The 20,936-nt window shown below is 70.8% G+C and carries 22 protein-coding genes; 4 read left to right on the forward strand and 18 right to left on the reverse strand.

Annotated elements, in window-relative coordinates; translation table 11 throughout:
- Positions 1-333: 333 nt before the first annotated feature.
- The 7 genes from ACFWW9_RS03600 to ACFWW9_RS03630 all read right to left on the reverse strand — a co-directional run bounded on the left by ACFWW9_RS03600 (position 334) and on the right by ACFWW9_RS03630 (position 8,404).
- Positions 334-1,701 carry a GH1 family beta-glucosidase gene (locus ACFWW9_RS03600; RefSeq protein WP_390370980.1) on the reverse strand — a complete coding sequence of 456 codons (1,368 nt, stop codon included), beginning with the start codon at positions 1,699-1,701 and terminating at the stop codon, positions 334-336.
- Positions 1,698-2,726: an ABC transporter ATP-binding protein gene (locus ACFWW9_RS03605; protein ID WP_390370981.1), complete on the reverse strand. Its 1,029-nt coding sequence runs from the start codon at positions 2,724-2,726 to the stop codon at positions 1,698-1,700. The genes ACFWW9_RS03600 and ACFWW9_RS03605 overlap by 4 nt, the downstream gene beginning before the upstream one ends.
- The gene (locus ACFWW9_RS03610) at positions 2,723-3,616 is read right to left on the reverse strand and encodes an ABC transporter permease (RefSeq protein ID WP_390370983.1); all 894 of its coding nucleotides are present in this window, start codon (positions 3,614-3,616) and stop codon (positions 2,723-2,725) included. The genes ACFWW9_RS03605 and ACFWW9_RS03610 overlap by 4 nt, the downstream gene beginning before the upstream one ends.
- A 2-nt stretch (positions 3,617-3,618) precedes the next feature.
- Positions 3,619-4,599, reverse strand: coding sequence for an ABC transporter permease (locus tag ACFWW9_RS03615; protein WP_390370984.1), 981 nt, complete (start codon positions 4,597-4,599; stop codon positions 3,619-3,621).
- Positions 4,596-5,642: an ABC transporter ATP-binding protein gene (locus ACFWW9_RS03620; protein ID WP_390370986.1), complete on the reverse strand. Its 1,047-nt coding sequence runs from the start codon at positions 5,640-5,642 to the stop codon at positions 4,596-4,598. Before ACFWW9_RS03620 ends, ACFWW9_RS03615 begins: the two co-directional genes overlap by 4 nt.
- The gene (locus ACFWW9_RS03625) at positions 5,639-7,306 is read right to left on the reverse strand and encodes an ABC transporter substrate-binding protein (RefSeq protein ID WP_390370987.1); all 1,668 of its coding nucleotides are present in this window, start codon (positions 7,304-7,306) and stop codon (positions 5,639-5,641) included. The genes ACFWW9_RS03620 and ACFWW9_RS03625 overlap by 4 nt, the downstream gene beginning before the upstream one ends.
- 96 nt (positions 7,307-7,402) lie before the next feature.
- Complete coding sequence (locus ACFWW9_RS03630; RefSeq protein WP_390370989.1) at positions 7,403-8,404, reverse strand: LacI family DNA-binding transcriptional regulator; 1,002 nt, start codon at positions 8,402-8,404, stop codon at positions 7,403-7,405.
- 203 nt (positions 8,405-8,607) lie between these two features.
- Between ACFWW9_RS03630 and ACFWW9_RS03635 the strand changes: the two genes are divergently transcribed.
- A complete protein-coding gene (locus ACFWW9_RS03635) occupies positions 8,608-9,147 on the forward strand; it encodes an MOSC domain-containing protein (protein WP_390370990.1) in 540 nt (179 codons plus the stop codon).
- A gap of 145 nt (positions 9,148-9,292) precedes the next feature.
- Here the strand turns inward: ACFWW9_RS03635 and ACFWW9_RS03640 are convergent, their stop codons facing one another.
- From ACFWW9_RS03640 to ACFWW9_RS03675, 8 genes are read right to left on the reverse strand one after another with little or no spacing between them, the layout of a single operon-like run.
- Positions 9,293-10,057 carry an IclR family transcriptional regulator C-terminal domain-containing protein gene (locus tag ACFWW9_RS03640; protein ID WP_390371218.1) on the reverse strand — a complete coding sequence of 255 codons (765 nt, stop codon included), beginning with the start codon at positions 10,055-10,057 and terminating at the stop codon, positions 9,293-9,295.
- 2 nt (positions 10,058-10,059) lie between these two features.
- A complete protein-coding gene (gene pcaC, locus ACFWW9_RS03645) occupies positions 10,060-10,428 on the reverse strand; it encodes a 4-carboxymuconolactone decarboxylase (RefSeq protein ID WP_390370992.1) in 369 nt (122 codons plus the stop codon).
- A complete protein-coding gene (gene pcaD / locus ACFWW9_RS03650) occupies positions 10,415-11,200 on the reverse strand; it encodes a 3-oxoadipate enol-lactonase (protein ID WP_390370994.1) in 786 nt (261 codons plus the stop codon). Before pcaD ends, pcaC begins: the two co-directional genes overlap by 14 nt.
- The gene (gene pcaB / locus ACFWW9_RS03655) at positions 11,197-12,549 is read right to left on the reverse strand and encodes a 3-carboxy-cis,cis-muconate cycloisomerase (protein ID WP_390370996.1); all 1,353 of its coding nucleotides are present in this window, start codon (positions 12,547-12,549) and stop codon (positions 11,197-11,199) included. Before pcaB ends, pcaD begins: the two co-directional genes overlap by 4 nt.
- Positions 12,524-13,084, reverse strand: coding sequence for a protocatechuate 3,4-dioxygenase subunit alpha (gene pcaG, locus ACFWW9_RS03660; RefSeq protein ID WP_390370998.1), 561 nt, complete (start codon positions 13,082-13,084; stop codon positions 12,524-12,526). Before pcaG ends, pcaB begins: the two co-directional genes overlap by 26 nt.
- On the reverse strand, positions 13,077-13,808 hold the full coding sequence (gene pcaH, locus ACFWW9_RS03665) for a protocatechuate 3,4-dioxygenase subunit beta (protein WP_390370999.1): 732 nt from the start codon (positions 13,806-13,808) through the stop codon (positions 13,077-13,079). The genes pcaG and pcaH overlap by 8 nt, the downstream gene beginning before the upstream one ends.
- Before the next feature lie 13 nt (positions 13,809-13,821).
- A complete protein-coding gene (locus ACFWW9_RS03670; RefSeq protein WP_390371001.1) occupies positions 13,822-14,568 on the reverse strand; it encodes a CoA-transferase subunit beta in 747 nt (248 codons plus the stop codon).
- Positions 14,565-15,362 carry a CoA transferase subunit A gene (locus tag ACFWW9_RS03675; protein WP_390371003.1) on the reverse strand — a complete coding sequence of 266 codons (798 nt, stop codon included), beginning with the start codon at positions 15,360-15,362 and terminating at the stop codon, positions 14,565-14,567. Before ACFWW9_RS03675 ends, ACFWW9_RS03670 begins: the two co-directional genes overlap by 4 nt.
- Before the next feature lie 270 nt (positions 15,363-15,632).
- On the opposite strand from ACFWW9_RS03675, the gene ACFWW9_RS03680 reads away from it, so the two are divergent.
- Complete coding sequence (locus tag ACFWW9_RS03680; protein ID WP_390371005.1) at positions 15,633-17,087, forward strand: MATE family efflux transporter; 1,455 nt, start codon at positions 15,633-15,635, stop codon at positions 17,085-17,087.
- Here the strand turns inward: ACFWW9_RS03680 and ACFWW9_RS03685 are convergent.
- On the reverse strand, positions 17,060-17,590 hold the full coding sequence (locus ACFWW9_RS03685; protein WP_390371007.1) for a CGNR zinc finger domain-containing protein: 531 nt from the start codon (positions 17,588-17,590) through the stop codon (positions 17,060-17,062). The two genes, ACFWW9_RS03680 and ACFWW9_RS03685, sit on opposite strands and share 28 nt — an antisense overlap.
- Before the next feature lie 125 nt (positions 17,591-17,715).
- On the opposite strand from ACFWW9_RS03685, the gene ACFWW9_RS03690 reads away from it, so the two are divergent.
- Entirely contained in the window at positions 17,716-18,465 is a 750-nt protein-coding gene (locus ACFWW9_RS03690) for an alpha/beta fold hydrolase (protein ID WP_390371009.1), read from the forward strand.
- A gap of 7 nt (positions 18,466-18,472) precedes the next feature.
- On the opposite strand, the gene ACFWW9_RS03695 is transcribed toward ACFWW9_RS03690, so the two are convergent.
- Entirely contained in the window at positions 18,473-19,363 is an 891-nt protein-coding gene (locus ACFWW9_RS03695) for an AraC family transcriptional regulator (protein ID WP_390371011.1), read from the reverse strand.
- 75 nt (positions 19,364-19,438) lie between these two features.
- Here ACFWW9_RS03695 and ACFWW9_RS03700 point away from each other — a divergent pair, with 75 nt between their 5' ends.
- The gene (locus tag ACFWW9_RS03700) at positions 19,439-20,266 is read left to right on the forward strand and encodes a hypothetical protein (protein WP_390371012.1); all 828 of its coding nucleotides are present in this window, start codon (positions 19,439-19,441) and stop codon (positions 20,264-20,266) included.
- Here ACFWW9_RS03700 and ACFWW9_RS03705 read toward each other — a convergent pair.
- The gene (locus ACFWW9_RS03705; RefSeq protein ID WP_390371014.1) at positions 20,263-20,928 is read right to left on the reverse strand and encodes a hypothetical protein; all 666 of its coding nucleotides are present in this window, start codon (positions 20,926-20,928) and stop codon (positions 20,263-20,265) included. The two genes, ACFWW9_RS03700 and ACFWW9_RS03705, sit on opposite strands and share 4 nt — an antisense overlap.
- Positions 20,929-20,936 lie beyond the last annotated feature (8 nt).

Genomic DNA, 20,936 nt, shown 5'->3' on the forward strand with positions numbered 1-20,936 from the left:
GTCCAAAGAGAGTCCCGCCCGACCACAATTTTAAGGCCGAAATCCCCATGTCAAATCGGCCACGTTCCGTGGCCCGCGCCTGCCAGTCCCAGCCTGGTCACCAGTGACCGTCAGTCCCGGCGTGGTCACCAGCTTTGTCCTCTGTCCCGTGGGTGCTCACTGGCTTCGCCTCCTGTCCCGTGGTGGGTCATCAGGTGGCTTCGGGTTTCGTCGTGGGTCTTTGTGTCTTTCCAATTATCTTTTTGTCTTTTTATCTTTTTATATCCGTCTTTTTGTGGTTGCCAAAAACCGCCCGGTGGACCGTGGTCCACCGGGCGGTTTTGGTTCTGCGTCTTACTTTTCCTTGGTGCTCTTGATGGTGTCGCGGTACCACTCGGCCGAGCGCTTCAGGGTGCGTTCCTGCGTGTCGTAGTCGACTCGCACGATGCCGAACCGCTTGTCGTAGCCGTAGGCCCACTCGAAGTTGTCCATGAGCGACCAGGCGAAGTAGCCGCGGACGTCCGCGCCCTGTGCCACGGCGCTGCCGACCGCCGCGATGTGGTCGCTGATGTAGGCGAGGCGGTCCGCGTCCTCGACCTTGCCGTTGTCGTCCGCCTCGTCGTCGAAGGCCGCGCCGTTCTCCGTGATCACCATCGGGAGGCCGGGGTAGTCCTTCGAGATGCGGACCAGGAGCTGGGTGAAGCCCTCGGGGACGATTTCCCAGTCCATGGCCGTCACGGGGCGGTTCTGGGAGACCGCGATGGGCTCGTGGGGCTGGTCGCCGCCCTGGAAGACGTGGGAGGAGTAGTAGTTCACGCCCAGCACGTCGAGAGGGGTGGAGATGATTTCGAGGTCGCCCGGTTCGACGGGGAGCAGGGCACCTCGGGCTTCGAGGTCCGCCACCACGTCTTCGGGGTAGTGGCCCTTCACCAGCGGGTCGAGGTAGATGCGGGTGCCGAGGCCGTCCGCGCGGCGGGCCGCGTCGACGTCCTCGGGGCGGTCGGACGCGGGCGAGGCGGTGCCCATGTTGAGGGTGATGCCCAGCTCGATCGGCTCGGTGGCGGCCGCCCGCAACGCCTGGCCCGCGAGGCCGTGGCCCAGCAGCAGGTGGTGGACGGCGCGCATCGACGCCGAGAAGTTCTGGATGCCCGGCGCGTGCTTGCCCTGGTCGTAGCCGAGCATGGCGGAGCACCACGGCTCGTTCAGGGTGGTCCACGTCTTCACGCGGTCGCCCAGGCCCGCGTGCACCAGCTCCGCGTACTCGGCGAAGCGGTACGCGGTGTCGCGTTCCGGCCAGCCGCCCGCGTCCTCGAGCTCCTGCGGGAGGTCCCAGTGGTACAGGGTCACCCAGGGCTTGATGCCCTTGCCGAGGAGTTCGTCGACGAGCCTGGAGTAGAAGTCCAGGCCCTTCTGGTTCACCGGGCCGCGGCCGCCGGGCTGGACGCGGGGCCAGGAGATGGAGAAGCGGTAGGAGTCGACGCCGAGACCGGCGATCAGCTCCACGTCCTGCGGCATGCGGTGGTAGTGGTCGCAGGCGACGTCGCCGTTCTCCTGCCGGATCACGGCTCCCGGCACGCGGCAGAAGGTGTCCCAGATGGACGGTGTGCGGCCGTCCTCGGCGACGGCGCCCTCGATCTGGTAGGCAGAGGTGGCCACTCCCCAGAGGAAGTTCGCCGGCAGTTCGGCGGTCGCTTCGGTGGCACGTTGCCCGACGATCGTCATGTCGCTCCAACTCCAGGATGTCCCGATAGGGAAGGGGTGTTCAGCCAGCAGGCGACGCTGCGGCTGCTGTCGCCGTTGGTGCCCGCGAGCTTTTCGAGGACCGGGATCTCCCGCTCGCACACGTCGAAAGCACTGGGGCACCGCGGGTGGAAGGGACAACCGGACGGCACCGTCCTCATGTCCGGCGGCGAACCGGGGATGCCGGTCAGCGGACGGCGGGGACCGTGCAGCGCGGGGAACGAGCCCAGCAGGCCCTTGCTGTAGGGGTGGCTGGAGGCGCGGTACATGTCCTCCGAGGCCGCCTGCTCGACGATCCGGCCCGCGTACATGATCGCGATCCGGTCGGAGAACTCCACGAGCAGCGAGATGTCGTGGGTGATGAACAGGACGGAGAAGCCGAGCTCCTCGCGCAGCCGCATCATCTGCTCGAGGATCTGCCGCTGCATCACCACGTCCAGCGCGGTGGTCGGCTCGTCCATGATGATGATCTCGGGGTCCAGCGCCAGCGCCATCGCGATCATCACGCGCTGACGCATGCCGCCGGAGAGCTGGTGCGGGTACGCGCCGAGCCGGTCGGCGGAGATGCCGACCAGCCGCAGGAGTTCCGTGCTGCGCTTGTTGCGCTGCGCCCGCGACATCTCCGGGCGGTGCGCCCGGTAGATGTCCTCCAGCTGCGACGAGACCGTCGAGACGGGGTTGAGCGAGTTCATGGCGCCCTGGAACACGATGGCGATGTCGTTCCAGCGGAACGACCGGAGCTGCTTCGGCGTCAGGCCGAGCACGTCCACGGGCTCCGGCTTGTCGCGGCCGTGGTGCAGCACCTCGCCGCCGGTGATGAGTCCCGGCGGCGGGAGCAGCCGGGTCATCGCGTAGGCCAGCGTGGACTTGCCGCTGCCGCTCTCCCCCGCGAGGCCCAGGACCTCGCCGCGGTTGAGCGTCAAGTTCACCGAGCTGACCGCGTGCACGGCGCCCTTGCCCTGCCCGTAGTCGACCGACAGGTCGCGGATCTCCAACACGGGGGTCACGACCGCCCGCCTTCCTGCCTCAGCACGGGCGTGAAACCGACGCGCATCTTGACCTTGCTGCCACCGGCGGTGGTCCGCAGCCGGGGGTTCACGTACTCGTCGATCCCGAAGTTGATCAGCGAGAGGGCGGTGCCCAGCAGCGCGATGCAGAGACCGGCGGGGATGAACCACCACCACGCGCCCTGCGCCAGCGCCTGCGCGTTCTGCGCCCAGAACAGGATCGTGCCCCAGTTCCAGTTGGACACGCTCGCGACGCCGATGAAGGACAGCGTGATCACCGACAGCACCGCGAAGATGACCGTGCCGACGAAGCTGGACGCGATGATCGCCGTCAGGTTCGGCATGACCTCGAACACGATGAGCCGCCACGTGCGCTCACCCGTGGCCCGCGCCGCCTCGACGTAGTCGCGCTGGCGCAACGACAACGTCTGGGCGCGCAGGATGCGGGCGCCCCACGCCCAGCCGGTCGCGCTGATCACGAACGCGATCAGGAAGTCACCCGCGTCCGGCAGGAACGAGGTCACGATGATGATCAGCGGCAGCGCCGGGACGACCAGGAAGATGTTGCTCAGCGCGGAGAGGATCTCGTCGGCCACACCGCCGAGGAACCCCGCCGTCACGCCGATCAGCACCGACAGCGCCGTGGCGATGGCACCCGCCACGAGACCGACGACCAGCACGCCCCTGGCGCCGACGAGCACCTGGGAGAAGATGTCCTGACCGGTCTGCGTGGTGCCGAACCAGTGCGTGCTGGACGGCTCCGTCATGATGTCGCTGCTCATCGCGGACGGGTCGTAGGGCGCGATCCACGAGCCCACGATCGCGACCAGGACGAAGAAGCCCATGATGGACAGACCGGCGATCGTCTTGCCGTTCAAGGCAGACTTCATGCTCAGGCCGCCTTTCGGGTGCGCGGGTCGAGCATCAGGTACACGACGTCGGCGAGCAGGTTCGCCACCAGCACCGCCATCGTGATGATGAGGAAGATGCCCTGCATCAACGGGTAGTCCTTGGCGTTGACGCCGGTGAACAGGACGTAGCCGATGCCGGGGTAGGAGAACACCATCTCCACCAGCAGCGTGCCGCCGACGATGAACCCGAGCGACAGCGCGAAACCGGAGATGCTGGGCAGCACCGCGTTGCGCGCGGCGTAGCCGAGCATCACCCGCCGCTCGGGCAGGCCCTTGGCGTGCGCGACGGTCACGTAGTCCTCGGAGGACACCGTCACCATCATGTTGCGCATGCCCAGGATCCAGCCGGCGATCGAGCTGATGAGCACGGTCAGCGCGGGCAGCACCGAGTAGTACAGCGCGCTGCCGATGAACTCCCAGTCGAAGCTCGGGATCAGGCCGGGCTCGTAGCCGCCCGCGGCCGGGAACAGGCCCCAGCCGACGGCGAACACGGAGATGGCGATGAGGCCGAGCCAGAAGTACGGGATGGCCGAGAAGAACGTGGTGATCGGCAGCAGCGCGTCGATCCACGAGCCGCGCTTCCAGCCGGCGTAGACGCCGATCATGGTGCCCAGCACGAAGCTGATGACCGTGGTGACGCCCATCAGCGCGAGCGTCCACGGGATGCTCTGCGCGATCACCTCCGACACGGGGGTCGGGAAGTAGGTGAACGACAGGCCAAGGTCGCCCTTGAACAGGTTGCCCCAGTACGTGATGTACTGCTCGAACATGCTCGTCTTCGTGTCCAGTCCGAAGAGGACGTACAGCGACGCGATGGCGTCCGTGCTCAACCGGCCCTGGAACCGGGCGATCATCGCCTGCACGGGGTCACCGGGCAGGAAGCGCGGCAGCATGAAGTTGATCGTGATCGCGGCCCAGGCCGTGACCAGGTAGAACAACGCCCGCCGGAGCAGGAACCTCATGCCCCTACCTCCACTGAGTCACGACGCGGGTGCTCGTCCGAGGTCTCCGAGTCGTACAGCCAACAAGCCGCGTAGTGCGACGCGCCGAGGTCGAACTTCGGCGGGGTCGCGGTGCGGCACTTCTCCGCGGCGTAGGGACACCGGGGCGCGAAGCGGCACCCCGGCGGGGGGCTGATCAGGCTGGGCGGCTCACCGGGGGCCGTCGTCACCGTCGGCACCCCGTTGTGCGCCCGCTCCGGGTCGGGAGCGGACCTGATCAGCAGCTGCGTGTACGGGTGAGCGGGCTCCTGCGTGACGGTCTCGCTGTCACCGCCCTCGATCACCTGGCCCGCGTACATCACCATCGTCGTGTCGGCGAAGTAGCGCGCCGACGCGATGTCGTGGGTGATGTACAGGATGGCCAGGTGCAGCCGCTCCTTGAGGTCCCGCAGCAGGTTCAGCACGCCGAGCCGGATCGACACGTCGAGCATCGACACCGGTTCGTCGGCCAGCAGGACGGTCGGGTCGGCGCCCAGCGCCCGCGCGATGGCCACGCGCTGGCGCTGGCCGCCCGACAACTCGTGCGGGTACTTGTCCAGGAAGCGCTCCGGAGGGGTGAGGTTGACCCGCTCGAGGAGCGAGGCCAACCCCTTCTCCAGCTCTTCTCCCTTGACCCGCCCGTGGTGCACCCGAAGTGCCCTCGTGAGGTGGTAGCGGATGGTGTGCACCGGGTTCAGCGACGCGAACGGGTCCTGGAAGATCATCTGGACCTGCTTGCAGTAAGCCCGGAACGACTTCCCCCGCTTCACCTTCGTGGGCACGTCGTTCAAAACGATATCGCCCGAGGTCAGCGGGTACAGCTGCGCGAGCAGCCTGGCCACGGTGGATTTTCCCGAGCCCGACTCCCCGACCAGCGCGGTCACGTGTCCTCTGCGCAGGTCGAACGAGACGTCGTCCACCGCGTGTACCGCGCGTGGCTGGCGGGTGAGCACTTGACGGCCCTTGCGAGCGACCGGGAAGTGCTTGGTGACACCACGTGCCGCCAGCACGACCTCGCCGGTCACGCGGTGGCCGGCTTCAAGCGGAGAACCACCTGCAACGCGTTGGTCTGCGTCGGCTGCGGCGGCGCGTACGGGTCCTCGGCGGTGGGCCAGCCGATCCAGGACTTCGTGCTGTACTCCGCGCCGACCGGCGAGGAGACCAGCGGGATGGCCGGGACCTGCTCGACGAAGATCTTCTGGAGCAGGTCCAGGTTCGTCTTGCGGGCGGCGTCGTCCGGGGCGGACGCGTAGGCGGTGAGCGCGGAGGTCGCGGCCGGGTCGTTGAAACGGCCCTGCGCGGAGGCCGCGGGCTCGCCGATCGGCTTGCTGGCCGAGGCGTCCATGATGTTCTGGTACGTCTCGAACGGCGTCGCGCCGCTGTTGGTCCAGTGCATCGTGGCGTCGAACGCGCCGGAGTTGAAGTCGGTCGTCCACTGGTCGACCGTCTGCGTCTTGACCTCGGCGGTGATGCCGAGGGCCTTGACCGCGTTCTTGATGATGTCGAGGTCGGTCAGGTAGTCCGACCAGCCCGCGGGGTCGGTCAGCGCGAAGGTGACCGGCGCGCCGGACGGGTCCTTCAGCGTGTCGCCGTCGAGCTTGTAACCGGCCTCGGTGAGGACCTTCTTGGCGCCTTCGACGTCGACCTTGGCGGTTTTGCCCTTGTAGTCGGCGGACAGGAAGGGGTCACCGGCCGGGCTGGGGATGCCCGTGACGTTGTCGACCTTCGGGAACAGCTTCGAGTGGCCCTGCTGGAAGATGACCTCGCGGTCGATCACCATGTTCAGCGCCTTGCGGACGGCAACGTTGTTGAACGGGGCCTTCGCGGTGTTCAGCCACAGGGCGTGGATGCCGAGACCGGCGGGCATCCAGATCTTGTGGTTCTTCGGGTCCTTGTTGACGTACAGGGTCTCGAAGTTCGGCATGAACACGTAGGACCACTGCGCCGCACCGCTCGCGAGGGCGGTCGTCTGCGCGCTGTTGTCGTTGTACGAGGTGTACTGGATCTCCGGGACCTTGGGGAGTTCCTGCCAGTAGCTCGACCGCACGGACAGCGTGACCGTCTGCGGCGTGAAGGTCTTCAGCGAGTACGGGCCGGTGCCGACGGGCGTCTCGTTGGTGAAGGTCGTCGGGTCCGGCACGTCCTTCCAGATGTGCTCGGGCACGATGAACGAGTTGAGGATCTTGTTCTCGTTCACGAACTGCGGCTTGCTGAAGGTGATCTCGGCGGACGTGTCGCTCACCTTGGTCGCGCCCGCGATCGGGAGGCCGTTGGTGTTGAGAGCGGACTTGTCCTTGAGCAGGCCGAACGTGAAGGCGACGTCAGCGGCCGTGAAGGGCTTGTCGTCGCTCCACTTGACGTCCTTGCGGGTGGTGATCGTGAGCTTCTGGTAGTTGTCCGCCCACTCCCACTTCTCCGCCAACCACGGCGTCCCCTTCTCGGAGGGCGCGATCGGGTTGGTCTGCACGAGGGGCTCGTAGATCATGAAGCGGTACCCGAGCGACGCGCCCGCCGACGTGGCGAGGAACGGGTTGCTGTTGTTCGTCTGCGGCCCGTTCGGCATGCCCACCGTGAGCACGCCGCTGGCGGCGGACTTGGTGGCACCACCCGATGAACACGCAGCGGCCACGAGCGCGACGGCGATGGTGCCTGCCAGCGCGAGTGCGGTCCTGCGGCGTATGCCTTGCATGGAATTCTCCCGGCGGGTTATGAGAGAGCGCTCTCAGGAAGGTGAAACGGGTGGCCCACCATAAGCAGCGGGCACGGCGGAAAACAGGGTGTGCGCTTAGATCTGTGGAGCTGACTGTCGGACCACGAGCGAGGTCGGCAGCACGAGTGGTTTCTCCGGCAGCGGTTCGCCGCCGAAGTGGGAGAGCAGCATCCGAGCGGCCGCCACGCCCATCTCCTGGAGCGGCTGCCGGACGGTGGTGAGCGACGGCTCGGCGTGCGAGGCGATCGGCACGTCGTCGAAACCGACGACGGACACGTCACCGGGCACGTCTCGGCCCGCCTTGCGCAGTGCACGCAGGACACCCATCGCGGAGAGGTCGTTGTGCGCGAAGACGCCGTCGAACGGGATCCCGGTCGACAACAGCTTCTCGACGGCCACCGTACCGCCGTCGGTGGTGAAGTCACCATCGACCACGAGACGGGGGTCCACGGACAGGCCCACCGCCGCCAGCGCGTCCCGGAAGCCGTCGAGCCGCTCCCTGGTGCAGCCGAACTGCATCGGGCCGGTGACGACGGCGAACTTGGTCCGCCCCGCGGCGAGCAGGTGGCGCGCGGCGCCCTGCGCCCCCTCGCGGTTGGTGGTGGCAACCGAGGGGAACTGCGGGTGCGAGCCGCGGTCGTCGATCATGACGACCGGCAGGCCCTGCGCGTAGAGCGTGGCGATGTAGTTGAGGGTGTCCGGGGGCTCGATCACCAGCAGCCCGTCGAAGGCGTTGGCCGAGACGTGGCTGGCGAACTGGCTGAGCGAGTCCGGACCGCGGTTCACGGTGTACAGCAGGAGTCCGTAGCCCTCGGTCTCCAGGGTGTCGACTATGCCTTGCAGCACCTCGCCCATCCAGGGCCAGGTCAACGACGGGGCCAGCATTCCCACGGTGCGCGCCCGGCCCCGTGCGAGGCCGACCGCGCGTGCGCTGGGCACGTAGCCGATCTCGTCGATCACGTGCCGGACGCGCTCCGCGGTGGTCACGTCCACATCGGGCTTGCCGTTCAGGACGCGGGACACAGTCGCCTTGCTCACCTGGGCGCGGAGGGCGACCTCGGCGATCGTGACCCGCATCTGGCACTCCCTCGTCATGCGGTCCGCTACCGTCTTCCCCGCTCCCGGTACCGGTACCGAAACCGGTTCCGGGAGAGGTGTGGTGCAGTTAACATGGCCGAAACCCCAGGGGTCAATACCTCGGTGTGTAACGAAAAGGCGACGCGCGGTCCACTACGTCAAACGGCCGCTGGCCTGCGGCGGACAGGGTTAGGGTTGCCTCCATGGGGATGGTCGAAGCGGTGAGCCGCAGCTCGGAGCACACGTTCACGAAGCCCAACCGGGCCGAAATCCGCTTGCTCGCGGGCCTCGGCGTGGTCGACGACGCGCACCAGGGCGTGACGGTCAAGCACCGGTCACGGGTCGAGCGCGATCCCACCGCGCCGAACCTGCGCCAGGTGCACCTGGTCCACGGCGAGCTGCACGACGAGCTGCGCGCGGCCGGGTTCGAGGTGCGGCCCGGCGACGTCGGCGAGAACGTCACCACGCGGGGCGTCGACCTGCTCGCCCTGCCCACCGGTACCCGGCTCCACCTGGGCGGGGAGGCCGTCGTGGAGGTGACCGGGCTGCGCAACCCGTGCCTCCAGCTGGACCGCTTCCGCAAGGGGTTGATGAAGGCCGTGCTGGACCGGGACACCGAGGGCAACCTGGTCCGCAAGGCGGGCGTGATGGCCGTCGTGCTGGTCGGCGGCCCGGTCCGCCCCGGTGACGCCGTCCGGGTGGAACTGCCCGCCAAGCCGCACCGCGCGTTGGAGCCGGTGTAAGCGTCCCGAAGGTGGGAGCGCTCTCACGGTAGCCACGTCCATGGGGCACCTTTCGTGGACTCGAAGTGCCCGAAAGGTGCCACGCGATCCGGTCCCCGGTCAATGGGAGCGCTCTCACGGTTAGGTCACGGTCGTGACGAGCGCGTTACCGCCGCAAGTCCGCCTCGATGGCCCTCGCGGCGGAGGTCAAGTGCGGCAACAGGTCCTCGCGGATCGACGCGGCGTCGCCCCGGCCGACGTGCGCGGAGACGTTGACGGCGGCCACGACCGCGCCGTCGGCCCGCCGCACGGGCACGGCGATCGACCGCAGCCCCTCCTCCAGCTCCTGGTCCACCAGCGACCAGCCGCGCTCGCCGATCACCCGCAACTCCTCGCGCAGCACCTCGACGTCGACGATCGTGTTGCGGGTCAACGGGAGCAGCCGCACCGACGCGAGGTAGCCGTCGAGCCACTCCCCCGGCTGCCCCGCCAGCAGCACCCGCCCCATCGCCGTCGCGTAGGCGGGAAAGCGCGTTCCGACGGTGATCGACACCGTCATGATCCGCTTGGTCGGCACGCGCGCCACGTACACGACCTCGTCACCGTCCAGAACGGACACCGACGACGACTCGTGGACGGTCGCGACGAGCTTCTCCATGTGCGGCAAGGCGATCTCGGGCAGCTCCAGCCCGGACAGGTACGCGTAGCCCAGCTCCAGCACCTTGGGGCGCAGCGCGAACAGCCGCCCGTCGGTGCTCACGTACCCCAGGTCGACGAGCGTGTGCAGGAACCGGCGTGCGGCGGCGCGGGTCAGCCCGGTGCTCCGGGCGACGTCGCTCAGCGTCAGCTCGGCGTGCTCCGCGTCGAACGCCCGGATGACCGACAGACCCCGCTCCAGCGACTGGACGAAGTCCGAGGAGTGCCCGGCCACGGTCACGCGTCCAGGGTGGCGAACGTCCGCTGCGCCACGGCGAACGCGCGGTTCGCGGCGGGCACGCCCGCGTAGACGGCGACCTGGAGCAGCACCTCGCCGATCTCCTCGCGAGTCAGCCCGTTGCGCAGGGCGGCCTTCACGTGCATGGACAGTTCGTCGTCGTGGTGCAGGGTGGCGAGCATCGCCAGGGTGATGCACGACCGGGTCCGCCGGTCCAGGCCCGGTCGCGTCCACACCTCGCCCCACGCGTAGGTGGTGATCAGCTCCTGGAAGTCCGCCGTGAACTCGTCGGTCCGCTCGACCGCTCGGTCCACGTGCTCGTCGCCGAGCACCTCGCGGCGCACCTCCATGCCGTCATCGAAGGACATCGGCGGACCCTCTGGTGGTGGTCAGGTGGCCGTGCAGGATCACCGACACGGCGTCGGCCGCCTCGACGTTGGCCAGGTGGGCGGCGTCGCCGACGACGTACAGCTCGGCGTCCGGGATGGCGTCGGCGATCACCCGCAGGAACTCCGTCGGCGTCGCCTCGTCCTGGGCGGCGGCGATCACCACGGTCGACGCCTGGATCGCGGGCAGCACGGGCCGCAGGTCCATCACGGCCAGCGCGTCGCAGATCCCGGCGTAGCTCTCGGCGTCGACGCCGGACAGCACGTCCTTGAACCGCTGGACGACCTCGGGCTCGCGCTCGGCCAGCGCGTGGGTGAACCACCGGCCGACGACCACGTCGGCGATCGCGGCCGTGCCGGACTCGCGGACGGTGGCCGCGCGGTCGCGCCACGGTCCCGGCGCCGGGAAGGACGCGGTCGTGCAGCACAGCGCCAGCCGGTCCACCCGTTCGGGCGCGTGGCCCGCGAGCCACATGCCGATCATCCCGCCCAGCGACAGCCCGCAGTAGGAGAACCGTTCCACACCAAGGGAATCGGCCAGCTCCAGCACGTCGTCGCCGAGGTCGTCGATGGTGAACGGGCCGGTGGCGGTCGGGCTGCCGCCGTGCCCGCGGTGGTCGAAGCGCAGCACCCGGAAGTACTCGTGCAGCACGGGCAGCTGCGGCTCCCAGAGGGCGGTGGTCGTGCCGAGCGAGCTGCCCAGCACGAGCACGGGGGCATTCTCCGGTCCGCTCAGTTCGTAGTGCAGTCTCACCGCTCTGCCTTTCGTTGGTGTGCGGACAGCGCGCGGTCCACGAAGGCGGCCGCGCTGCCGAGGTACGCCGACGGGTCCAACGCGTCGTCGATCTCCTCGGGGGACAGGTGCTCGACGACCCTGGTGTCGGCGATCAGAGCGTCCCGCAACGCCGTCCCGCCCGCCACCGCGTCCCGGCACGCCTCCGCGACCAGGTCCTGCGCCTCGACCCGGCCGAGCGCGGGCGCGAGCCGCGTCGCCACGTTCTCCGCGAGCGGCAGGCCACCGGTCAGGTCGAGGTTGCGGCGCATCCGCTCGACGTCGACCTCCAGGCGGGACAACAACTCCCGCGTGCCGTGGACCGCGCCGCCGACCAGCCGGAGCAGCTCGGTCGTCGTCTCCCACTCGGCGTGCCACGCCCCGGCGGCGCGCTCGTGCTCGTGCGCCATCGCCGCCAGCAGCGTCGCGACCAGCCCCGGCACCCGCTGGGCGGACGCGACCACCAGCACCGCCCGCACGGGGTTCCGCTTGTGCGGCATGGCCGACGACGTGCCGCCGTCGGCCTCGGCGACCTCGCCGACCTCGGTCTGCGCCAGCAGCACCACGTCCTGCGCGATCTTCGCCAGCACGCCGGCCGCCGAGCCGAGCGCGCCCGCCAGCTCGGCGAACCGGGTGCGGTCGGTGTGCCACGGCAGCACCGGGGCCACCAGCCCCAGCTCGTCGGCGAGCCGGTCCACCAGGTCCGCGCCCGCGTCGCCGAGCGCGGACAGCGTGCCCGCCGCCCCGCCGAACTGCACCGCGAGCCTGGTCGCGCGCACCTCGTCGAGCCGGTCGCGCACCTCGTCCACGGCCACCAGCCAGCCCGCGCACTTGAGCCCGAACGTCGTCGGCACCGCCTGCTGCGCCAGCGTCCGCCCGGCGATCAGCGTGTCCCGGTGGGCGATCGCCAGCCGTTCGCACTCGTCCGCGACCCCCGCGAGCCCGTCCAGGATCGGCCGCAGCGCCCGGAACGCGACCAGCGACGCGGCCGTGTCGAGCACGTCCTGGCTGGTGGCCCCGTGGTGCACGTACGCCTTCGCCCCCGCGGGCAGCGCCTCGGCGAGGTCGCGCACCAGCGGCACGACCGGGTTGCCGGACGCCGTCGCGCGGACGCCCAGCGACACCGGGTCGGGCACGGCCGAGTCGACCGCGGCCACGATCGCCCGCGCGGCCTCGTGCGGCACGACCCCGGCGCGGGCCTGCACCACGGCGAGCGCGCGCTCGAAGTCGAGCATGGCCCGCAGCCACGCCCGGTCGCCCACCTCCGCGTCGACGATCGGGTCGCCAAACAGCGGGCGGAACAGGTCAGAGGTCGAAGAAGACGGTTTCATCGTCGCCCTGGAGGTGGATGTCGAAGCGGTAGCCGAACGGGGCCGGCTCCGCGAGCAGCGTGCCGCGCCGCGCCGGGTCGGCGATCGAGACGAGGACCGGGTCCTCGGCGTTGGCGGGCTCGTCGGGGAAGTAGATCCGGGTCACCAGCCGGACCAGCATCCCCCGGCAGAACACCGACACGTTGAGGTGCGGCGCCTCCTCGCCGTCGGCCGACGGGAGCGCGCCCGGCTTGACCGTGCGGAACCGGAACCGGCCGCTCTCGTCGGTGGGGCACCGGCCGAACCCGCGGAACCCCGGCAGCGCCACGGCGCCGCGCGGGTCGTCGGGGTGGTCGAAGCGCCCGTCCGGGTCGGCCTGCCACACCTCGATCAGCGCGTCCGGCACCGGCTCGCCGTTGCCGTCCACGACCTTGCCGACGACGTCGAAGGAGTCCGGCGCGCCCTCGGCGACCAGGAACGGGCCGTCCTCCCACGGCAGGCCGATCGCGAAGAACGGGCCCACGGTCTGCGACGGCGTGGTTTGCGGGTCACTCATCGTCGTGGTCCTCCTCGTCCTCGAACGGCGTCGGGTCGGTGCCGCGCAGGACGATGTCCCAGCGGTAGCCCAGCGCCCACTCGGGGACGGTCTCGTCGAGGTCGAACGCCGCCACCATCGCCTGCCGCGCGGCGGGCCTGGCTGAGGTGAAGATCGGGTCCTGGTCGAACAGCGGGTCGCCGGGGAAGTACATCTGGGTGATCAGCCGCTGGGTGAACGCGGTGCCGAACACGGAGAAGTGGATGTGCGCGGGCCGCCAGGCGTTGTGGTGGTTCTTCCACGGGTACGCGCCGGGCGCGATCGTGATGAACCGGTAGGTCCCGTCGGCGTCGGTCATGGCGCGGCCGACGCCGGAGAAGTTCGGGTCCAGCGGGGCCGGGTGCCGGTCCAGGTCGTGCCGGTACCGGCCGCCCGCGTTGGCCTGCCAGATCTCCACGAGCGTGTTCGGGATCGGCCTGCCGTCGCCGTCCTTCACCTGGCCGCTGACCACGATCCGCTGCCCCTGCGGCTCCTCGGCGTGCTGGATGGTGAGGTCGTTGTCGTACCGGCCGACGCGCTCCTCCCCCAGCAGCGGCCCGGTGATCTCGCCGAGGCGTTGGGGCAGCAGGACGAGCGGGTGCTTCGGCGCCCTGGCGACGTTGGACTTGTACTCGGGGAAGGACACCGGCGGGTGCGACTCGTGGTCGGGCCGGAAGCGCGGCAGGCGCCTGGTCTCGGCGGGCACGGGGAACTCTCCTTCAGGCGGTGAGGTCGCGCAGGGCGGACAGCTCCTGCTCGGTGGGCGCGGCGGTGGTGCCGAGGTCGGCGGAGACCTTGAGGTCCCAGCCGGTGTTCGCCTTGGCCGTGGCCAGGTCGACGCCGGGGTGCAGGTGGGTGAGGGTCAGCTCGCACGTCTCCGGGTCCGGCCGCAGCACGCCCAGGTCGGTGATCACCAGCTGCGGGCCCTTGCCGCGCAGGCCGAGCCGCTCGCGGTCGCCCTTGCCGCCGCCGAACCCCAGCGAGGTCACGAAGTCCACCCGCTCCACGAACGCGCGCGGGTTCTGCCGGACGATCATGAAGACCTCCCGGCAGGACGCGGCGATCTCCGGTGCGCCACCCGCGCCGGGCAGGCGGACCTTCGGGTCGCGGTAGTCGTCGCCGATGACCGTGGTGTTGATGTTCGCGAACCGGTCGAGCTGCGCCGCGCCCAGGAAGCCGACGTCGACGCGGCCGGGCTGGAGCCAGTAGTTGAAGATCTCCGGGACGCTCACGAGGCTGTCCGCCGAGTCCGCCAGCACGCCGTCCCCGATGGACAGCGGCAGCGTCGCGGGCTTGGAGCCGATGGTGCCGGACTCGTAGATCAGCACGAGGTCCGGCGCGTGGGTGCGGCGGGCCAGGTTCGCCGCCGTGCTGGGCAGGCCGATGCCGACGAAGCAGACCGCGCCGTCCGCCAGGGCCCGCGCGGCGGCGACCGTCATCATCTCGTCCGCCGTGTAGTCGCTCACGCGACGCCCTCCAACCAGGTCCGGAAGGACTCGCGGTCCTTGCTGATGGCGTCCCAGCGCTGGTAGTAGGCGTTGTCGCGGGTCGAGTAGTCGTGCGCGTAGGACGGGTGCGCGCCGCCGGGGGCCTCGGCCACGTAGTCCACGACCCAGGACGGCAGCACGACCGCGCCGGGCCGCGGCTCCAGCTCGTCGACGATCTCCTCGACGGTGACCAGCGACCGGGTCGCGGCCAGCACCGCCTCCTTCTGCACGCCGGTGATGCCCCAGAGCTGCACGTTGCCCTTGCGGTCCGCGCGCTGGGCGTGGATGACGGCCGAGTCGAGCTTGAGCGCGGGCACGGCGGTGAGGACCTCGCCGGTGAACGGGCAGGTGATCGACTTGATGTTGTCCGTCTGCTTCGGCAGGTCCGTGCCGACGTACCCGCGCAGGACGGCGAAGGGCAGGCCGGACGCGGCGGCCACGTACCGGTTGGCCATGCCCGCGTGGCTGTGCTCCTCCAGTTCGAGCGGCACGGGCCAGCCGTTCTGGACGGCGTCGCGGAAGCGGTGCAGCGAGCCGACGCCGGGGTTGCCGCCCCAGGAGAAGACGAGCTTGCGGGCGCAGCCCGCGCCGATGAGCTGGTCGTAGATGACGTCCGGCGTCATGCGGACCAAGGTGAGGTCGCGCCTGCCCTGCCGGATCACCTCGTGGCCCGCCGCGAAGGGGATGAGGTGTGTGAAACCTTCGAAGGCGACCGTGTCCCCGTCGTGGACTACCTGGGACACGGCCTGCGCCAGCGGCGCGATGGTGGCCATGGGTCTCCTCGGTTCGCCTGCCCGTTCTGGCGTTCGCATAGCGAACATGTATCCGTAGAGCGAACATTACCTGGGACACGCGGGTCGGGCCAGTCCGAAATCCACTCACCGGAAGGCGAACCCGTGCCATCCGGTCAGTTCGAGCGTTGACAGTTAGAAGTCGAACAGTTAGTGTTCTAACCACAGGGCGGAGCACCGCCCACCCACTCCCCCGTCGCCCCGCCGGCCGTCCGTCGGCGCGCTCGACCGTGCCCGAACGGAGCCACCGCCATGAAGACCACCACGCTCGAACCTCCAGAGAAGACCGACGTCGTCGGCACCAACCGCTGGTACCTCTCGGCCGCGCCGATCCTCCGCGCCCTCGTGCACCTGTGCGTGCCGATGGCGGCCGCGATGATCGTCGGAGCCGTCTACAACCTGGTCAACGCCGGTTTCGTCGGCTCGCAGCACGACACCGCGCTGCTCGCCGCCATCACGTTCGGCGCGCCGATCCTCGGCCTGGTCATGGCCGTCGGCGGCGTGTTCGGCGTCGGCGGCGGCGCACTCAACCCCCGGCTGCTCGGCGCGGCCGAGCACGACCCGACGAAGGCGGACGGGATCAAGCACGTCTCGTCGTTCGCCGTCTGGGGGGCGGCGATCGCCGGGGCCGTGTTCGGCGGCGTCGGGCTGCTCCTGCTGGACCCGCTCGTGGCACTGCTCGGCGCGGACGCCACCGCCGTGCCCGCGACCACCGCCTACGTCGGCGTGATGCTCGCCTTCGTCCCCGTGCTGGCCGCCGCGTTCTGCCTCGAACAGCTCGTGCGGGCGGAAGGCGCCGCGCGCCAGGTGATGGTGGGCCTCATCGGGTCCACCGTCGCGAACGTCGTGCTCGACGTCCTGTTCATCCTGGTGCTGCACTGGGGCGTCGCGGGCGCGGCGCTGGCGATGGGCCTGGCGAACCTCGGCGTCGTCGCCTACTTCGCGCTCTGGCTGCACCGGCACAGCGAGCACGTGAGCCTCGCGCCGCGGTGGTTCACGCTCTCGCCCGCGGTGGTGAGGCCGGTCTTCGGCGTGGGCGTCGGCGAACTGCTCCAGGCGTCCTTCATCATCGTGACCTCGTTGGCGCTCAACAACCTCGCGGCCGCCTACGGCGACAGCGCGCTCGCGGCGATGGGCATCGCGGTCCGCATCGCGCAGGTGCCGGAGTTCCTGGTGATGGGCGTGACGCTCGGCGTGCTGCCGCTGCTCGCCTACTCCTACGGCAAGGGCGACCGGGGCAGGCTCATGGCGGCGCTGCGCGGGTCCGCGCTCGCGGTCGGCGGCATCGCCCTGGTGTTCTCGACGACCGTGTTCCTGTTCCGCGAGCAGGTGTTCAGCGCGTTCTCGGCCGACGGCTCGGTCCTCGCGATCGGCGTCACGATCCTCACCGCGCAGCTCGTGGCCATGATCGTGAACGGCTTCACCGGCCTCTTCACGTCGCTGTTCCAGGCCGCGGGGCGGTCGTCGGCGGCGATCGTGATGTCGGTGGCGCAGGGCCTGCTGTTCCTGCCGATCGTGGTGCTGGGCAACCTCTGGTTCGGCTTGGCGGGGATCGTCTGGGCGCTGACCGCGACGGAGGTCCTGGTGTTCCTCGTCGGGGTCGGCCTGTGGCTCGGGTCCCGGCGCGCGATCGACCGCGGCCTCGCAGAGGGCAGCCCCGAGCGGGCCGAGGAAGCCCTCTACCCGGTCGACCTGCGGTCGCGGTAGGCGCGGGCGGCCACCCGTGCCCCGCAGGTCCGGGGATCGCAGTAGCGCGCCGAGAGGTTGCGGGTCCGGTCGTAGAAACCCAGTCCGCACGGCGGGTTCCGGCAGGCCTTCACCCGCGTCCACGCGTCGCGGCGGACGAGGTCGTCCACGGCCGCGAGCAGCCCGCCGAACCGGCCCGCCACCCCGTCCTGGGCCGGGACGAGCTCCACGCCGCCGACGGTGACCACGGCCGTCAACGGGTAGGACCTGCCGCAGCGCCGCAGGTGCTCCTCGGCCGCGGCGAGCGCGGCGGGGTCGTCGTGGCCCGCGTGGGCCAGCAGCAGGGCGACGAGCGCGGCCCGCAGTTCCCCGGCGGTGGCGGCGTCGGCGTCGGTGACCGGCTCACAGCGGTCCCCGAGCCAGCCCGCCAGCGCGGGGGTGTCGAGGGTCCACGCCCCGTCGTCGCCGCGGACACGCGTGTTGACGAAGGCGAGCAGCCGGGTCGCGGCGTCGGGCGGAGCCATGGTCGGCATGGTACGGGTCGTCATGAGCTATTTGCCGTGACACCTGACCTCTTCTCAGCCGAGTCGCCGTTGAGTCAGTAGTTAAGTTACTTTGCTCATGACGAGACGAAGGGATCGGTGAGGACATGACGGCGGTGTTCGTCCACGGGGTGCCGGAGACCGGCAGGATCTGGGACGGCGTGCGGGAGCTGGTGCCGGGGTCGATCAGCCTCGGCCTGCCGGGGTTCGGCCGCCCCACCCCGGAGGGGTTCAGCGCCACCAAGGACGCCTACGCCGAGTGGCTCGAACAACGGTTGCGGCAGGTCGACGGGCCGATCGACCTGGTCGGCCACGACTGGGGCTCGCTGCTGGCGCTGCGGATCGCGAGCGCGACGTCCGTGCCGCTGCGGAGCTGGGCGGCCGACATCGTCTCCTGCTACCAGCCCGACTACGTCTGGCACGCGGCCGCGCGGACCTGGCAGACGCCCGGCGAGGGTGAGGCGGCGTTGGCCGACGCGACCGCCGCGCCGCCCGACTCCCCCAAGAGCTTCCCCGGACGGTTGCGCAACCTGGCCGTCCCGCCCGCTCTCGCCGAGGAGATCGGCGCGGCCAACGACGAGACGATGAACACCTGCATCCTCGCCCTCTACCGGTCCTCCGTGCCCAACCTGCACGCCGACTGGGGCGCGGACCTCCCGGCCGCACGGCGGGCGCCGGGACTCGTCGTCATCCCGACCGCCGATCCCTTCAACGACCCCGTGCTGTCCGGCCGCACGGCCGAGACCGCCGGCGCGCGGGTCGTCCGGCCGGAAGGCCTGGGGCACGCGTGGATGGCGCAGGACCCGCGCACGGCCGCGGACCTGCTCCGGGAGTTCTGGGCCTCGGTGCCCAGCTGACCGGCGCTCAGCGCGAGCCCCGCCGCCACTGGCCGGGCGGGACGCCGTGGTGGCGGCGGAAGGCCGTCGCGAAGGCGTAGGGCGAGGCGTAACCGGTGCGGGCGCCGATCTGCGCGAGCGTCAGGTCACCGGTCCGCAGGTGGTCGCGGGCGAGCGTCATGCGCCACTCGGTCAGGTACCGCATGGGCGACCGGCCGAGCGCGAGCTGGAAGATCCGCGCGAACGCGGCCCGTGACAGGCCGCTGATCCCGGCCAGTTCCGGCACGGTCCACGGGTGGGCGGCGTCGGCGTGCAGCGCGCCGAGGGCCGGGCCGAGGCGCGGGTCGGCCGCGGCGGTGTACCAGCGGGGCGCGTGGTCGCCGTTCTGGAAGCAGGCGCGGATCGCCAGCACCAGCAGGACGTCCAGGAGCCGGTCCAGCACGGTCTGCCTACCGGGCGCTGGGGCGGTCAGCTCGGCGGACAGCAGGGCGATCACGGCGTGCAGCGGGTCGTCCGCGGCGGCGGACAGGCTCAGCACCGGCGGCAGGGCTTCGAGCAGGCCGCGGCCGACGTCGCCGGACAGCGTGTACGCCCCGCAGAGGAACACGCTCGCCCCGTGCACCGGGGCGTCGTCCGCGTGCCGGGCCTGGAACACCTCGTGCGGCACGCAGGCCGCACCGGGCCGGTGGGCCGCGAAGTGGTCCTGACCGCCGCGGACGAGCGCCACGTCTCCGGGCGCGAGTTCGATCGCCTCGCTCGGGTCGTCGAACCACAGCCACATCCGGCCCTGGACGACCGCGTGCACGGTGAGCGGGATCGTGCCGGGCAGGTGCAGGCCCCACGGGGGTTCGGCGGTCGACCGCGCGAAGACGCCGCCGGACGCGCGGGCGCGGACCAGGTGGTCTTGCAGGACGTCCACGGCGTGAGCGTTCTGCACAAAGAACACAGCGTCAAGCGCATTGATCCGCTCACCCGTGCCCGCCAGGCTGGCTCCATGACCACTACCGTCCTGGTGCTCGCGAGCACCGGCAAGACCGGCTCCCGAGTCGCCACGGCCCTCACGAAGCGCGGGCTCGACGTCCGCACCGCCGCCCGCGCGGGCGGCGACGTCCGGTTCGACTGGGACGACCCGAGCACCCACGGCCCAGCGCTGGCGGGCGTCGACCGCCTCTACCTCGTCCCGCCGGTCATGCGGCTGGACTACGCGGGCTCGGTGTCGGCGTTCCTCGACCTCGCGGAGGCCGCGGGCGTCCGCCACGTCACGTTCCTGAGCGCCTACGGCGTCGGCCAGGCCCCGCCGTGGACGCCGTTGCGGGCCGTCGAACTCGACCTGCTCGGCCGCGACACCCCCACCCACTCCCTGCTGCGGCCGGCGTGGTTCATGCAGAACTTCAGCGAAACGTTCCTCAAGCCCGTCGGCGGGGAGGTCGTGGTGCCCACGGGCGAGGGGGCGGAGGCGTTCGTCGACGTCGAGGACATCGCCGCCGTGGCCGCCGAGACGCTGGCCCTCCCCGAGGCGCACGCGGGCGCGGCCTACGAGATCACCGGGCCGGAGGCGCTCACCGTGGCCGAGGCCGCCGCGCTCATCGCGGCGGCGACCGGGAAACCCTTGCGGCACCACGACATCGACCGTGAAGTGTGGATCGACGCCAGTGTCGCAGCGGGTGTGGCGGCCGAGTACGCCGACGTGCTGCGGACGTTGACCGCGACCATCGCCTCGGGCGCGGGCTCCCGTCCGAACAGGACGGTCGAGGAGGTCACCGGGACGCCGCCGACCACGTTCGCCGACTTCGCCCGGCGCACCGCCGGGGCGTGGCTCTAGCCCTGCGCGGCCACGACGAGCGCGGTCACGGCCCCGAGCGCGCGTCCCAGCAGTTCCTGGTCCTCGTCCGGCAGCGACCGGCTCGCGTGCACCATCTGCGCCGCCGTCAGCAGCCGCGTCCAGTCCTCCTGGGAGCCGAGGTTGCCCAGGTGGGCGGGCAGCAGCAGGCCCAGTGCCTTCAGGTCGGCGCGGGCGCACAGCCTCGCCACCAGGGTCTCCAGCTCGGGCGGACCGTCCAGGTCGGACCGGCCGGTGGCGCGCAGCCCCTCGGCGACCGCGAACCGGATCCCGTCGCCGTACGGCCCGGCGGGCAGGTCGGCCACCCGCTCGGCGGCGGCCGCGTAGTGGCGGCGGGCCTCGGCGTCGTCGCCCAGGTCGCGCTGGGCCTTGGCGATGGTCAGGTGCAGCGACGGGTAGAAGCCGCGCACCCGCTCGTCGCCGACCTCGTCGGCCCGCTCCAGGCACTCCACGTTCCAGCGCAGGACGTCCTCGGGCGTCTCCTGGTGCCGGGCGAGGTAGTGCGCCGCGACGCACGCCTCGTAGTCGTCGGTCGCGGCGTCCCACGCCTCGGTGAACAGGCGGCGGGCGTCGTCGGTCCGGCCCTCGGCCTCGGCGCGCATCCCCTCGCCACACAGCCGCACGACCGCGTTGTCCGGATCCATCCAGCCCT

Origin of the sequence: Umezawaea sp. NPDC059074 (genome assembly GCF_042738955.1) — a bacterium.
Taxonomy (GTDB): domain Bacteria; phylum Actinomycetota; class Actinomycetes; order Mycobacteriales; family Pseudonocardiaceae; genus Umezawaea.

What these genes read in the sequence shown, in the direction of transcription:
- ACFWW9_RS03690 (WP_390371009.1), top strand. Translation starts at nt 17,716, where the DNA reads ATGACGGCGGTGTTCGTCCACGGGGTGCCGGAGACCGGCAGGATCTGG.
- ACFWW9_RS03635 (WP_390370990.1), top strand. Translation starts at nt 8,608, where the DNA reads ATGGGGATGGTCGAAGCGGTGAGCCGCAGCTCGGAGCACACGTTCACG.
- ACFWW9_RS03685 (WP_390371007.1), bottom strand. Translation starts at nt 17,590, where the DNA reads ATGGCTCCGCCCGACGCCGCGACCCGGCTGCTCGCCTTCGTCAACACG.
- ACFWW9_RS03705 (WP_390371014.1), bottom strand. Translation starts at nt 20,928, where the DNA reads ATGGATCCGGACAACGCGGTCGTGCGGCTGTGTGGCGAGGGGATGCGC.
- ACFWW9_RS03680 (WP_390371005.1), top strand. Translation starts at nt 15,633, where the DNA reads ATGAAGACCACCACGCTCGAACCTCCAGAGAAGACCGACGTCGTCGGC.
- pcaC (WP_390370992.1), bottom strand. Translation starts at nt 10,428, where the DNA reads ATGTCCTTCGATGACGGCATGGAGGTGCGCCGCGAGGTGCTCGGCGAC.
- ACFWW9_RS03625 (WP_390370987.1), bottom strand. Translation starts at nt 7,306, where the DNA reads ATGCAAGGCATACGCCGCAGGACCGCACTCGCGCTGGCAGGCACCATC.
- ACFWW9_RS03700 (WP_390371012.1), top strand. Translation starts at nt 19,439, where the DNA reads ATGACCACTACCGTCCTGGTGCTCGCGAGCACCGGCAAGACCGGCTCC.
- ACFWW9_RS03675 (WP_390371003.1), bottom strand. Translation starts at nt 15,362, where the DNA reads ATGGCCACCATCGCGCCGCTGGCGCAGGCCGTGTCCCAGGTAGTCCAC.
- ACFWW9_RS03630 (WP_390370989.1), bottom strand. Translation starts at nt 8,404, where the DNA reads ATGCGGGTCACGATCGCCGAGGTCGCCCTCCGCGCCCAGGTGAGCAAG.
- ACFWW9_RS03610 (WP_390370983.1), bottom strand. Translation starts at nt 3,616, where the DNA reads ATGAAGTCTGCCTTGAACGGCAAGACGATCGCCGGTCTGTCCATCATG.
- ACFWW9_RS03615 (WP_390370984.1), bottom strand. Translation starts at nt 4,599, where the DNA reads ATGAGGTTCCTGCTCCGGCGGGCGTTGTTCTACCTGGTCACGGCCTGG.
- ACFWW9_RS03600 (WP_390370980.1), bottom strand. Translation starts at nt 1,701, where the DNA reads ATGACGATCGTCGGGCAACGTGCCACCGAAGCGACCGCCGAACTGCCG.
- pcaG (WP_390370998.1), bottom strand. Translation starts at nt 13,084, where the DNA reads ATGAGTGACCCGCAAACCACGCCGTCGCAGACCGTGGGCCCGTTCTTC.
- pcaB (WP_390370996.1), bottom strand. Translation starts at nt 12,549, where the DNA reads ATGAAACCGTCTTCTTCGACCTCTGACCTGTTCCGCCCGCTGTTTGGC.